This window comes from Pseudomonas sp. KCJK8993 (genome assembly GCF_046230915.1).
GTDB classification, from domain to species: domain Bacteria; phylum Pseudomonadota; class Gammaproteobacteria; order Pseudomonadales; family Pseudomonadaceae; genus Aquipseudomonas; species Aquipseudomonas piscis.
Map to the genome: position 1 here is coordinate 1 of NZ_JBJJLO010000088.1, position 12,890 is coordinate 12,890.

The window sequence follows — 12,890 nt, forward strand, 5'->3', positions numbered from 1 at the left end:
CGGTCAGGTGTGGAGCATGAAAGTTAATGGGCCGAGTGGCTTCCCTGTCACCACCAGCCTGCCAATATGCAACAAGAACTAACCGCGCAGCCTGGCTCCAGGGGCTTGCCGGATCGCCGGGTTCCTTGATTTGCGCGACCCGTGGGAAGCCTGTAGGCAAGCGTGGGCGAGCGGCCAAAAAAATATCAGATTTTGAGTAGCGGCCTGGACCTTTTCCCGCAATGCGCAATCATTACTGCGTGGAAAATATAAGGAGAGACGCATGTTCATTCGGTCATTGACCCTCGCAACTCTGCTCGCTGTCGCAGGCCCCGTCCTGGCTGCCGACAACGATGGCCCACTGACCCAGGACCTGGGCAAATCACGGCCATTGATCGTGATCGCCCCCAGCAGCGTCGACCCGACCCTGGTGAGCTTGAAGAAGTCCCTGGAGGAACCGGCCAATCGCCAGGCCTTCAACGAGCGCAACATGGTCCTGTACACGGTGCTCAATACCATCGGCCAGCGCGATGGCAAGGACATCGACCCGCAATCCACCATGGCCCTGATCCGCAGCCTCAAGCTGGGTGCCGGCGCCCAGACCAAGGTGATCCTGGTGGGCAAGGATGGGGAGAAGAAACTGGAGCATTCCGGGGCCATCGAACTCAAGGACGTGTTCAGCGCCATCGACCAATTGCCGGCGGCCGAGAAGCAGGCGGCCGCCCCGGCCCCGGCGCCGGAACCCCAGGCCAAGCCGGCCAATGCCAAGGCCGGCAAGCAGGCCAAGCCCGCGGCGGCGCCCCAGGCCCTGGACGACTGAGCATGCTTTCGGGAGCTGCCGGGAGCTGGCTGCGCTAGCCCCCGGCATTGCTCCGCGCAGCGGGATGTTTCCCGCAGGCGCTCAAGGGCGATCCAGCAACTGGCGCAATGCCTGGACGATCGTCCGTACCTCGTCCTCATCGATCACCAGCGGTGGTAGCAGGCGGATGGTCTTGCCCCGGGTGACGTTGATCAGCAGCCCATGATCCCGGGCGGCAGCCTGCACCAGGTCCGGCGCCGGATGCCGCAGTTCGATGCCAATCATCAAGCCCAGGCCACGAATCTCCAGCACCTGCCGATGCCCCGACAGTTCCTCGCGCAACAGCTTGAGCAGCAACGCTCCCTGGCGTTCGGCGTTGGCCAGCAGGCCCTGTTCCTCGATGATCTCCAAGACCGTGCAGGCCACCCGGCAGGCCAGGGGATTGCCGCCGAAGGTGCTGCCATGGCTGCCGGGGGTGAACAGCTGCGCGGCCTTGCCCCGGGCCAGGCAAGCGCCGATGGGAATGCCGTTGCCCAGGCCCTTGGCCAGGGTCATCACGTCCGGCACCACGCCTTCGTGCTGGCAGGCGAACCAGCGGCCGGTGCGACCGATACCGCTCTGGATCTCGTCGAGCATCAACAGCCAGTTGCGCCGGGAGCACAGCTCGCGCAGCGCCTTCAGGTAACCCGCTGGTGCCAGCTGGATGCCGCTTTCGCCCTGGATCGGTTCCAGCAGCACCGCGCAGATGCGTGCGCCATGGCGGCTGGCCGCCTGTTCCAGGGCCGCCAGGTCACCGAAGGGCACCTTGAGGTAATCCCCGGGCAGTTGTCCGTAGCCCAGGCGTACCGCCGGCCCGTCGCTGGCCGACAGGGTGCCCAGGGTGCGGCCGTGGAAGGCGTTCTCCATCACCACCACCAGCGGTTGCTCGATGCCCTTGTACCAACCATGCAGGCGCGCCAGCTTCAGCGCGGTCTCGTTGGCCTCGGCTCCGGAGTTGTTGAAGAACGCCCGGTCCATGCCGGCCAGCGCCGTCAGCCGGCCGGCCAGTCGCTGCTGCCAGTCGATGCTGTACAGGTTGGAGGTATGCAGCAGCAGTCCGGCCTGCTCGCTGATGGCGCTGACCAGGCGCGGGTGGGAATGGCCGACACCGGTCACGGCCACGCCGGCGATGGCGTCCAGGTACTCGCGGCCGGCCTGGTCCCAGAGGCGGGTGCCCAGGCCCTTGCTGAAGTTCAGGGACAAAGGCTGGTAGGTACTCATCAAGGCGGCGCTCATGGCGGTTCACTTCCATCACGGGTGGGGGTGTCGCCAGTATCGTTAGCCAGTCAGGCTAGATAAACTCGGTAGATCTTTAATGATCTTGAAGCGGGACTTGATAATGGATCTGTTCCAGGCGATGTCGGTGTACGTCAAGGTGGTGGAAGCGGGGAACATGACCGCTGCCGCCCGGGAGTGCGGCCTGTCCACCACCATGGTGGGCAATCACCTGCGGGCCCTGGAGCAACGCCTGGGGGTGCGCCTGCTCCACCGCACCACCCGCCGCCAGCGACCGACCGAGTTCGGCACCGAGTACTACCAGCGTTGCCTGGCGGTGCTGGGCCTGGTGGCCGACTCCGAGCACTTGGCGGAGCAGGCCCAGGGCACGCCGTCCGGGACCTTGCGCATCACCGCGCCGGTGACGTTCGGCACCGAGCGCCTGGCGCCGGCCCTGAGTGAATTCCGCCAGCGCTGCCCCGAGGTCAAGGTTGAGCTGAACCTGGCCAACCAGCGCTTCGACCTCACCGACGGGGCCTTCGACGTGGCCATCCGCCTGGGTAACCTGGACACCAACGCGCTGATCGCCCGGCCGCTGCAGGACTACACCCTGACCATCTGCGCCGCCCCGCAATACCTGGAACGCCATGGCACGCCGCAGGTGCCCGAGGACCTGGCGCAGCACAACTGCCTGGCCTTCGCCTTTCCGGCGGGAGACGAGTGGAGTTCCACCGCGACCCAGTGGCCCTTGCACGGGCCCGAGGGGGATGTGCTGATACCCGTGTCCGGTTCATTGCTGGCCAACACCTCCTCCGGCCTGCATCGCGCGGCGCGGGGCGGGTTGGGGATCGTGATGATGCCCGATGCGCTGGTGGAGGAAGACTTGCGCCAGGGGCGGCTGGTGGCCGTGTTGCAGGACTACCAGCTGCCGCTGCGGGCGATGCACCTGCTCTATGCCCAGGACCGCTACCGGTTGCCCAAGCTGCGCAGTTTCGTCGAGTTCGCCCTGGAGAAGTGGGGGCGGCCCTAGCTCGCCTCGTGGGCCAGCAGCATCATCGCCGCCGACAGGGTATGGCCGTCGGTGATGCGCCCGGCGGCGATCATCGCCAGCAGTTCCTGGCGGCTGACCCACAGCACCTTGTCCACTTCGCCATCGGTGGCGCCGGCCTGCTGCTCGGCGATTTCCACCTGGCACACGGCAACGGCACTGGCGATCAGCGAGGTATTGCTGTGCAGCAGTCCCAGCTGGCGCACCTGCGATGCCTGCCAGCCGGTTTCCTCCAGCAACTCGCGGGCGGCGGCGTCGCAGGGGCTTTCGCCGGCATCGATGGCCCCCCGTGGAAACTCGATGGACTGGCCGCCGATGGCCCGGCGCCTGAGGTCGACCAGCATCAGCCGGCCATCGGCCAGGGTCGGTACGGCGACCACGCCGTTCACTGCCTGGGCCTCCTTGATGATGAAGTAGCCCTGCTCACGGACCACCCTGAAATAGGGGGTTTGCAGCAGGCACTGGTTATCGGGGTTCGAACTCATGTGGGTCACTCCAGGAAGCAGCGATCGAACAGGTACACCTGCTCGGGTTTGAGGTTGTCCAGGGTCGCCTGGGGGCGGCCGCCATCGCCGCTCTTTTTGCGCCCGGTGTCGCGCAGGTAGCCGGCTTCGCTCATCTTCAGCAGGCGTTGGCGGATGCTGGTCTTGAGCACCGGGCGCTGCAGCACGGTGGAAAAGATCGCCACGGCCTCGGGGGCACTGAATTCGTTGCCGAGGAACATCAGCGGCAGGCTACTGTACAGGGACTTGGACAGCAGCCGTTCATGGGCCTGGGCCACCAGGCTGTTGTGGTCGAAGGGCAGCTTGAAGGCGCCGCTGGCCACCTGCCGCAAGCCGAAGAAACCTTGCTGCGGGCCAGGCTGCACGGGTTCGCTGGCGATCCCCAGGTAGAAGGTCGAGGACGACCAGCAGCGCGGATCGCGAAAGGCATCGCCCACCGTGCCCACCTGTTCCAGCCAGGCCAGGGGCATGTCCACCTTGCTCGAGCGGCGCAAGCGTTCCACTGCGTCGTTCAGGCTGCGGTCCTCGACATCGCCGTTGACCACGATCCCGGGCAGTGCCCAGTGCCCGGCGAAGGGCTCGCTGTCCCGCTGGTGCAGGAGGATGTCCAGTTCGCCGCTGTCACGGTTGTAGCGCAACAGGCACAGGTCGATGGTGTGCAGGTAGGCGTTGGCGAGGGTGGGGCGGTCGTGCATATCAACTTCCGTGGACGGCGTAGAGGCCATAGTTTAGCGGATTCATCCCCGGAGCCAGCCACTGGCTGGGTGGTGTTTCGCCACGAGCCAGGCATTGGCGCAGGACGGTGCTGCGCACGCCGGGCTGTTCCTCGATGCGCAGGATGGAAAAGCGCTGCAGCAACTCCTGGCCGCGATGGAACCTGGGCAACTGCCGCGCCACATCCTCACCGACCACCAGGGCGATGCGCTTGCCCTCCAGGGCCAGGTCGTCGGCCAGGCGCTCGAGCAGGGTGATGCTGTACACCGGGCCGGGATCGGCCAGCGCCAGTGTTCGCTCCAGGCGGCTCACCGCCAGCTCGGCCGGGCATTGTGCTTGCAGGTGCGTGGTGATGGCCTGCAACCAGAGCGCGCGTTGCTCGAAATCGGTCATGCGCTTGCCATCGGGGTGGCGGAAGCTGGGCACCACCAGGACGCGCCGGGCGTGGCGCGCGGCCTCGAGCATCACTTGGGCATGTCCGGCGTGGGGCGGATTGAAAGCGCCGCCATACAGGGCCAGTTCGAACATCGGTTTATCCTCAATAGGTACACGACGTGTACTTTAGCACCGCTTTGTCCTGCTGCAACTGCTGTTTGAGGCTGTCATTAAACTTATCATCGATTTGGCGAGACTGAAAAAAACTGAAGCAGGGGGGATTGTCATAAAAGTACATGACGTGTACTTTGTGCTCCATGCAGAGGAGAGACCCAGCATGAACAGCCAAACGATGAAGACCGCTTCTTTCGATGTCGATGCGCAAAAGAGCTTCACCCCAATGTGCCCGGACGAGTTGCCGGTGGCCGAGGGCGACCGCATCGGTGGCGAGCTCAACTTCATGGCGACCCTGGCCAGCCTGCGCGTTGGCAGCAAGGACGCCCACAGTCCCCAGGCGCCCTGGGTGGTGGCCGGGCACGCGCAGATGCTCCAGCCCACCGGCCTGGAACACGCCGACCTGACCTGGGTCAGCCACTGCGTTCCAGGCACCGAGGGCTTCACCCTGCTGGACGAATTGCCCAGCCCCTATGACTACGACTACTTCGTATGGAAGGGCGTGGAGCCGGACCTGCACCCCTATGGCGCCTGCTACCACGACCTGCACGGCAAGCTGTCCACCGGGGTCATCGAGTACCTCAAGAGCCAGGGCGTGCAACGGGTCATCGTTGGCGGCCTGGCCCTGGACTTCTGCGTCAAGACCACCGCCCTGCAACTGGCCGCCGCCGGTTTCAAGGTGATCATCCACCTGCCTGCGTGCCGGGCCATCAGCGCCGAGGGCGCCACCCAGGCCATCGCCGACATGCAGCAAGCCGGTATCGCGATAGCCGCGACCCGCGAAGAAACCGCCAGCCTGGCCAGCGTTTGAGGAGTCACCATGGAAAGTGCATTTGACCGCGACAACGGCGTGATCCAGAGCCTGCTGGACACCGACTACTACACCTTCACCATGATGCAGGCGGTGCTGCACCAGCACCCCAATGTCGAGGTCGAGTACCAGTTCATCGTTCGCTCCAAGGAGTCCCTGGTGCACCTGATCCCCGAGATCCGCCAGGAGCTGGAGAAACTGGCCGATCTGCAGATGCGCGAAGGCGAGCAGCGCTTTTTGTTCAACAAGCGTTTTCGCGAATACCTGACCCCTGATTTCGAACAGTTCCTCGGGCTGTTCCGCTTCAACCTGCGCTACATCCATGTGGCCGCCATCGATGGTCAGTTGAGCATCCGCGTCCGTGGCCCGATGTTGCACTGCATCATGTTCGAGCAACCGGTGCTGGCGATGGTCAGCGAGCTGCGCAATCGCGACAAATACCCGGATGTCGAACTGGCGGACGTCACCCGCCGGCTCTACCAGAAGTTCGAATGGCTGGAGAAAAACGCCAGCCGCGAAGAGCTGGCCGAGCTGCGGGTCTCGGACTTCTCCACCCGCCGGCGCCTGTCGTTCAAGGCCCAGCGTGAAGTGGTGAAGATCATGCACAGTGATTTTCCCGGGGTGTTCGTCGGCACCAGCAATGCGCACCTGGCCTACGAGTTCGACCTGCCGCTGATCGGCACCATGGCCCACCAGTGGCTGATGGTGCACCAGCAACTGGGACGGCTGCGGGAAAGCCAGAACGCCGCGCTGGAGAACTGGGTGCATGAATATCGCGGACGCCTGGGCATTGCCTTGACCGACTGCATCAGCACCGACTTCTTCCTCAAGGACTTCGACCTGTATTTCGCCAAGCTGTATGACGGCCTGCGCCAGGATTCCGGTGACCCGCTGGCCTGGGCCGACAAGGTCCTGGCCCGCTACCGGGAACTGGGCATCGATCCGCGGAGCAAGGACCTGATGTTCTCCGATGGCCTGAACTTCGAGAAATGCCTGCCGATCCTGCGTCATGTGCGCGGCCAGGCTCGCTTCGGTTTTGGCATGGGCACCAGCCTGGCCTGCGATGTGGAGGGCGTGGAGCCGCTGAGCATCGTGATGAAGCTGGTGCGGGTGCATGGCGAGCCGGTGGTGAAGTTCTCCGACGACCCGGTGAAGAACGTCTGTGAAGACCCCTCCTTCCTTCGCTATGCGGCGCAGGTATTCAACGTCGATCTTGCCCACTCGCCCCTGGAGGCCTGACATGACCCATCCGACCCAAGAACGTATCGCCCGGGAACTGGGCATCGACCGGCAACTGGTCGCTGGTGGCGAGCCTGCCGAGATTGCCCGCCGCGTGGCATTCATCCAGCAGGTCCTGGGTGACTCCGGTTGCCACAGCCTGGTGCTGGGCATCAGCGGCGGCGTTGATTCCCTGGTGGCCGGGCGCCTGTGCCAACTGGCGGTGGAGCAGATGCGCGAGGCCGGCCATGAGGTGCGTTTCATCGCCATGCGCCTGCCGTATCGCCACCAGGCGGATGAACAGGACGCCCAGGCGTCCCTGGCGTTCATCCGTCCCGATGAGATCAGCACCTGCAATATCGCCGACAGCGTCGATGGCCTGATGCGTGAGGTGCAGCTCGACGGCCTGCAACCTTCGGCGGCCCTCACGGATTTCACCAAGGGCAATGTCAAGGCCCGGGCCCGGATGCTGGCCCAGTACGCGGTGGCCAACCTGAGCAATGGCCTGGTGGTGGGCACCGATCATGGCGCCGAGGCGTTGATGGGTTTCTTCACCAAGTACGGCGACGGCGCTTGCGACCTGGCGCCGTTGTCGAGCCTGACCAAGACCCAGGTGCGGCTGCTGGCCGATGCCCTTGGCGCCCCCGGGCACCTGGTGCGCAAGGCGCCCACTGCCGACCTGGAGGAACTGGCGCCGGGCAAGCTCGACGAGGACGCTTATGGTTGCAGCTACGAGGAAATCGACGCCTACCTGATGGGCCAGCCGGTATCCGACACCGTGCGCCAACTGATCGAAAACGCCTATCAGCGCACCGCCCACAAGCGCGCCTTGCCCCGCACTCCGGCTCCGCGTACCCAGCCTCTGTAGCCGCTGTCGAGCGGGCGAGACTGCGACCGGGTGCGCAGCGCCCGCCAAGCCTGGCGATGGGTACATCAGGCCAATCGCGGATATCCCAGATGTGGCTCGTGCCGAGCCATGCGCAGCCTGCGGCAGCGGCTACAGGCGGTTTCAACCATCGCGCCACTTGTCCAGGGCCGCACGGCAATCGGCGACCAGCCCGGGCATGTGCTCCCTTGCCTCGGGCCAGCCCAGGTCCTCCAGCGCTTGCTGGGCCGCCTGGCGCAATGGCTGCCATTGCCGGTGTTCGAAACCATTGTCCTCCAGGGTCATGCCGTAGGCTTCCGGGCTCAGCCCTTCACAGGCCGTCAGCAAGGCTTGCAGGTGCTGGTGCAGGGCCGGGTCCAGCCGCGCCGGGAAATCCCGCACGAAACGCTCCAGGTAATCCAGCTGATCGGACCACAGGTTGCATTCCGCACAGCAACCGATCTCCACCCGTTGCCGGTCCGCATCCATGGCCAGGAACTCCAGGGCCGGTCCCAGTTCGCCCAGGAGGATGAGCCAGCGGTACCGGTCCTGGCCGTACCAGGTCCAGATATTCGTCGCCAGTTTTTCGTGGCCGCTGCCTGGGTTCATGGCGTTTCTCCGGCGTGCCACCAGCGCGGTCGCTGGCTCTTGTAGGAGTGGTGGGTGGGCATCAGGGCCTTGCGGTTGTTGCTGTCGAACGTCCCCAGCAGGAGGGCGACCGTGGGTGCGTCGTGATGGCGCCCAGGGAGCTGCCGCACTGGGCGCAGAACGCCCGGCTGGAATAGTCCGACGACCTGAACGTACTAGGGGCGCCGCCCGGGCCCGTCCAGCGCACTCGCTCGCGGGGGAACTCGACCCAGGCCAGGGTCAAGGCGCCGCTATGGCGCTGGCACAGCTTGCACGAGCAGGTATGGGGATTGGCGGCAGGCCCCTGGGCTTGGAAGCGAATCTGCCCGCACAGGCAGCCGCCCTGGTACATCTCTGCGCTCATGCTGGTCTCTCTCCAGGGTGTGTGCCGTAGTGGCTGGAGGGCGAATCTAGCATGCCCTCCAACTGGCTTCAGCGCAGTTTTTCCAGCATCTGGTAGTACCACATGCCGGCGGCCAGCATCGGGTTGCCCAGCTGGTCGCCGAACGGCACGCGGATGTGCTGGCAGGCGGCGAAGGTGTCATAGCGGCCCAGGTGGCCGGTCAGGGCTTCGGCCATGATCTCGCCCATGATGTGGCTGGTGGCCACGCCATGCCCGGAGTAGCCCTGGCAGTACCAGACGTTGTCCGAGAGCTTGCCCAGTTGCGGAATGCGGTTGATCACGATGCCCATGGCACAGCTCCACTGGAAGTCGATGGCCACGCCCTTGAGCGCCGGGAAGGTACGCTCGATGCACGGTCGCAGTTCGCCGGCGATATCCCGCGAATCCTTGCCGCTGTAGTTGGCGCCGCCGCCGAACAGCAGGCGGCCGTCGGCGGTCATCCGGTAGTAGTCGAGGACGAAGCGGCAGTCGTACACCGCCAGGTCCTCGGGGTTCAGGCGCCGGGCCAGGTCGCCCAGGGGTTCGGTGGTGACGATGCCGCCCATGGCCGGGAAGATCTTGCCCTTGAGTTGCCCGGGCTCGAGTTTGTGGTAGACGTCGCCGGCCAGCAGCACCTGGCGGGCCTCGATGCGGCCCTGGGCGGTGACCACCGCCGGCTGCGGGCCATGGACGATCTCCAGCACCGGGCTGTGTTCGAAGATCAGCGCGCCGAGGCTTTCGGCGGCACGGGCCTCGCCGATGCACAGGTTCAGCGGGTGCAGGTGCAGGTTGCGGGTGTTCTTGATCGCGCCGTGGTAGAGATCGCTTTCCAGCAGGCCGCGGACCTGTTCGCGGTCCAGCAGGCTGACCTCGTCGCCCATGCCACGTTCCACCGCTTCATCGTAGGCGGCGCGCAACTCGGCCAGGTGCCCAGGCTTGTAGGCGGCATGCAGGTGGCCGTGCTTGAGGTCGCAGGCAATGGCGTATTTCTCTACCCGCTGGCGGATGATCTGGTGCCCGCGCCAGCGCAGGTGCCAGATGAAGTCATCCACCTCGTCGCCCAGGCTGCGGCGCATCTGCTTGCGCATGGCGGCATCGCCGGACAGGCTGCCGGTGACCTGGCCACCGTTGCGCCCGCTGGCGCCCCAGCCGATCTTGTGGCTCTCGACGATGGCCACTTTCAGGCCGCGCTCGGCCAGCTCCACGGCGCTGGCAACGCCGGTGAAGCCGCCACCGATGATCACCACGTCCACCTGCTGGCTGCCTTGCAGGGTCGGGTACCGGGTTTCCTGGTTGAGGGTGGCGCTGTAGTAGCTGGGGCAGCGCTCGGCTGCCGGGGTCCGCGGATCGAAGGCGGCGGTCATGGGGGAACTCCTCGCAAAAGAATGAACCGGGCCGCTGCCGGTAGGCAGCGGTCAGCAAGTCGGGTTGCCAGCAGGGGGGCTCAGGCCTGGGTCAGGTACCAGCGCCAGTCCTGCTCGCCGACCTCGGCCATGAACTGGCGGTACTCGGCGCGCTTGACCGCCAGGTACACCCCGAGGAATTCGTCGCCCAGGGCCTCGCGGGCCCAGGTCGAGCGCTCCAGGGCGGTGAGCGCGGTCAGCCAGTCGGTGGGCAGCAGTTCCTTGGCCTGGGCATAACCGTTGCCCTGCACCGGATCACCCGGGTCGAGTCGTTCGTCCAGGCCTCGATGGACCGCGGCGAGGATCGCCGCGGCGGCCAGGTAAGGGTTGGCATCGGCGCCGCAAATGCGATGTTCGATGTGCCGGCTATTGGCCGGACCGCCCGGAACCCGCAGGCTCACGGTGCGGTTGTCGACGCCCCAGGTGGGGGCCAGCGGCGCATAGCTGTTGGCCTGGAAGCGCCGGTAGGAGTTGGCGTTGGGACAGAACAGCAGCAACGAGTCCAGCAGCGAGGCGAGCATGCCGCCCACCGCATGGCGCAGCAGCGGGGTGCCGGCCGGGTCCTGGGCGGCGAACAGGTTGTGGCCGGCGGCATCGGCGATGCTCACGTGCATGTGCATGCCGGTGCCGGCCAGGTGGTCGAAGGGCTTGGCCATGAAGGTGGCCTGCATTCCATGCTGGTGGGCCACGGCCTTGACCAGGCGCTTGTAGCGCACGGCCTGGTCCATGGCGGCGAGGGCATCGCCATGTTCCAGGGTGATCTCCACCTGGCCTGGGGCGTACTCGGAAATCGCCGTGCGCGCCGGAATCCCCTGCAGCTTGCAGGCGGCATAGAGGTCGGCGAGGAAGGGCTCGATCTGCTCCAGCTCACGCAGGCCATAGACCTGGGTGGTGCGCGGTCGGCCGCCGTCGGCATCCAGCGCCGGTTGAGGGCGACCATGGCCGTCGCGCCGGGCGTCCAGCAGGTAGAACTCCAGTTCGCAGGCCATCACCGGGTGGTAGCCGTCGGCCTTGAGCCGGTCGATGACCTTGATCAACAGGTGGCGCGGGTCGGCGATGTTGGCCGGCTGGCCTTCCTGCGGGTGCATGCTGACTTGCACCGCGGCGGTGGGGATCTGGCGCCAGGGCAGGCGCACCAGGCTGCCCGCCAGCGGGTAGGCACGGCAGTCGATATCGCCCACATCCCACACCAGTCCGGAGTTCTCCACGTCGTCGCCATTGAGGGTCAGGCCGAGGATGGTGCTGGGCAGGGGGCGGCCGCTCTCATACACCGCCAGCAGTTCCTCGCGGTGCAGCAGCTTGCCTCGGGGCACGCCGTTGGCGTCGAGGATGAACAGCTCGATCATGTCGATATCGGGGTTGGCGGCCAGGAAATCACGGGCCTCTTCGGGGGCGGCAAAATGCATGCGGGTTCTCGCTTGCGCCTTCAGGGCGCACAGGTTTTCAGGTCCTGCGACGACACCACGCATGGGGCGTTCGCAGGGACGCAAAACAGATCTGGAGGGTGATGCGCAACGTTGTGCGATCAGGCCAGCAGCGAGTGATCCGGAGGACGTGAGGAGTGGCGCAGGCGGGAACGGCACAAGGCCATGGGCAGGTTGACCAGGAGCTTCATGGGCAGGACCTGTCCAGCAGGTAATAACCGATGACGGCGGCGCGACCCTCATGGACCTCATGAGGGGGATGGGCGAAGTGGCGAAGGTGGCGAACAGGTAGCGAGCCCTGTGCGACGGCCATGCCCGTGCGACCCTGGCTGCAAGCCGTGGGGGCGGGGCGGGCGAATCCGTGGTACGGGTTCGTGAGGGACATCGGCCGGTGATCTCGCTGTCGAGTTCGTTGTGCTTATTCTTCCGGGGGTCTCAGGGGCAGCAAGCCCCGAGGCGAACCCATACTGCAAGAATCCTTTGGCCAATGTAAGGGGGGAGTGGGGCTCGTCAGCCCCGGCAAGCCGCCATGGAACCGCTGCCAAGTCCCGGGCTAGAGCGCGGCGTTGGTCGTGGCAGAGATGTCTAATTTTTTTTACGGCATTTCAGTAGAGGCCGGGCAACAAGCGCCAGCTACGGGCGCAGTAGTCCTCGTAGGACTGGCCGAAATGCTTGCGTAGCAGCGCTTCCTCGGCGTGGATCCGGGCAATCAGCGGCACCAGGGTCAGCACCGCCAACAACAGCCCCAGCCCGGAACGAAAGGCCAGGGCCCAACCCACCGCGTTGATCAGCAAGCCGAGGTAGCTGGGGTTGCGCAAGTGGCGATACAGGCCGTCGGTCACCAGGTGGTGATCGGGCTGGATCGCCACCAAGCCGCTGAAGCGTCGGCCGAGGATGAACACCGGCCACAGGCGCAGGGCACCACCGGCGATGAACAGCAGTGCGCCGAGCCAGCGCAGGGCCTCGCCGCCGAAGGTCCAGAGCTCCAGGCGATCGCAATAGGCCGGCAGGAAGCTGCTCGCCAGGCCGATCAGGCCGAACACCGGCAGCACCCAGCGATTGTCCCGGTCTTCCTGTTCGCCGCTGCTGAGGTTGACCTCGCTGTACAGCGAAGCGACCACCATCAGCAGGGTGGCGAGGGTGATCAGGGTCAACTGCGGATGGCCGAAGAAGGCGGCGAAACCGCCCATGCCCCAGATCGCCAGGCTCAGGTAGGCCAGGGCACCCAGCAGGCTGGAGAGGGCCAGTCGAGGAGAGATTTGCATGATGACCGCACTAGCATCAGGAATCTCCCTTGAGTGTAGGAGCGTGCTG

Annotated in this window: 13 protein-coding genes and 1 pseudogene; 5 read left to right on the forward strand and 9 right to left on the reverse strand. The window is 65.7% G+C overall.

All coding sequences use genetic code 11. The features are described from left to right. Positions 1-262: 262 nt before the first annotated feature. Positions 263-799 carry a DUF4174 domain-containing protein gene (locus ACK6AU_RS23150; RefSeq protein ID WP_124346432.1) on the forward strand — a complete coding sequence of 179 codons (537 nt, stop codon included), beginning with the start codon at positions 263-265 and terminating at the stop codon, positions 797-799. An 81-nt stretch (positions 800-880) separates the two neighbouring features. On the opposite strand, the gene ACK6AU_RS23155 is transcribed toward ACK6AU_RS23150, so the two are convergent. Next, positions 881-2,053 (reverse strand): aspartate aminotransferase family protein, encoded by a 1,173-nt coding sequence (locus ACK6AU_RS23155; protein WP_185700233.1) that lies wholly within the window; start codon positions 2,051-2,053, stop codon positions 881-883. Between the two features lie 103 nt (positions 2,054-2,156). On the opposite strand from ACK6AU_RS23155, the gene ACK6AU_RS23160 reads away from it, so the two are divergent. Continuing rightward, positions 2,157-3,062, forward strand: a complete 906-nt coding sequence (locus ACK6AU_RS23160) for a LysR family transcriptional regulator (protein WP_185700234.1) — start codon at positions 2,157-2,159, stop codon at positions 3,060-3,062. Here the strand turns inward: ACK6AU_RS23160 and ACK6AU_RS23165 are convergent. Genes ACK6AU_RS23165 through ACK6AU_RS23175 form a run of 3 tightly spaced genes read right to left on the reverse strand, consistent with a single transcriptional unit; the run spans position 3,059 to position 4,825 of the window. Further along, positions 3,059-3,565 carry an NUDIX hydrolase gene (locus ACK6AU_RS23165; protein WP_409301622.1) on the reverse strand — a complete coding sequence of 169 codons (507 nt, stop codon included), beginning with the start codon at positions 3,563-3,565 and terminating at the stop codon, positions 3,059-3,061. The genes ACK6AU_RS23160 and ACK6AU_RS23165 overlap by 4 nt on opposite strands. A 5-nt stretch (positions 3,566-3,570) precedes the next feature. Continuing rightward, entirely contained in the window at positions 3,571-4,278 is a 708-nt protein-coding gene (locus tag ACK6AU_RS23170) for an NUDIX hydrolase (protein WP_185700236.1), read from the reverse strand. Position 4,279: 1 nt separating this feature from the next. Next, positions 4,280-4,825 (reverse strand): adenylyltransferase/cytidyltransferase family protein, encoded by a 546-nt coding sequence (locus ACK6AU_RS23175; RefSeq protein WP_409301625.1) that lies wholly within the window; start codon positions 4,823-4,825, stop codon positions 4,280-4,282. A gap of 184 nt (positions 4,826-5,009) precedes the next feature. On the opposite strand from ACK6AU_RS23175, the gene ACK6AU_RS23180 reads away from it, so the two are divergent. From ACK6AU_RS23180 to nadE, 3 genes are read left to right on the forward strand one after another with little or no spacing between them, the layout of a single operon-like run. Further along, complete coding sequence (locus ACK6AU_RS23180) at positions 5,010-5,657, forward strand: nicotinamidase (protein WP_409301627.1); 648 nt, start codon at positions 5,010-5,012, stop codon at positions 5,655-5,657. A gap of 9 nt (positions 5,658-5,666) precedes the next feature. Further along, a complete protein-coding gene (gene pncB, locus ACK6AU_RS23185) occupies positions 5,667-6,896 on the forward strand; it encodes a nicotinate phosphoribosyltransferase (RefSeq protein ID WP_409301629.1) in 1,230 nt (409 codons plus the stop codon). A 1-nt stretch (position 6,897) separates the two neighbouring features. Beyond that, on the forward strand, positions 6,898-7,743 hold the full coding sequence (gene nadE, locus ACK6AU_RS23190; protein WP_409301631.1) for an ammonia-dependent NAD(+) synthetase: 846 nt from the start codon (positions 6,898-6,900) through the stop codon (positions 7,741-7,743). A gap of 141 nt (positions 7,744-7,884) precedes the next feature. Here nadE and ACK6AU_RS23195 read toward each other — a convergent pair whose 3' ends face one another. The 5 genes and pseudogenes from ACK6AU_RS23195 to ACK6AU_RS23215 all read right to left on the reverse strand — a co-directional run bounded on the left by ACK6AU_RS23195 (position 7,885) and on the right by ACK6AU_RS23215 (position 12,841). Next, the gene (locus ACK6AU_RS23195; RefSeq protein WP_409301633.1) at positions 7,885-8,349 is read right to left on the reverse strand and encodes a hypothetical protein; all 465 of its coding nucleotides are present in this window, start codon (positions 8,347-8,349) and stop codon (positions 7,885-7,887) included. After that, positions 8,346-8,731 (reverse strand): annotated as a pseudogene (locus ACK6AU_RS23200) (GFA family protein). The gene ACK6AU_RS23195 and the pseudogene ACK6AU_RS23200 overlap by 4 nt, the downstream one beginning before the upstream one ends. Before the next feature lie 68 nt (positions 8,732-8,799). Next, positions 8,800-10,113 (reverse strand): FAD-binding oxidoreductase, encoded by a 1,314-nt coding sequence (locus ACK6AU_RS23205; RefSeq protein ID WP_085596541.1) that lies wholly within the window; start codon positions 10,111-10,113, stop codon positions 8,800-8,802. 80 nt (positions 10,114-10,193) lie between these two features. Next, a complete protein-coding gene (locus ACK6AU_RS23210; protein ID WP_185700244.1) occupies positions 10,194-11,558 on the reverse strand; it encodes a glutamine synthetase family protein in 1,365 nt (454 codons plus the stop codon). A gap of 623 nt (positions 11,559-12,181) precedes the next feature. Next, complete coding sequence (locus ACK6AU_RS23215; RefSeq protein WP_409301636.1) at positions 12,182-12,841, reverse strand: methyltransferase family protein; 660 nt, start codon at positions 12,839-12,841, stop codon at positions 12,182-12,184. Between the last annotated feature and the right edge of the window lie 49 nt (positions 12,842-12,890).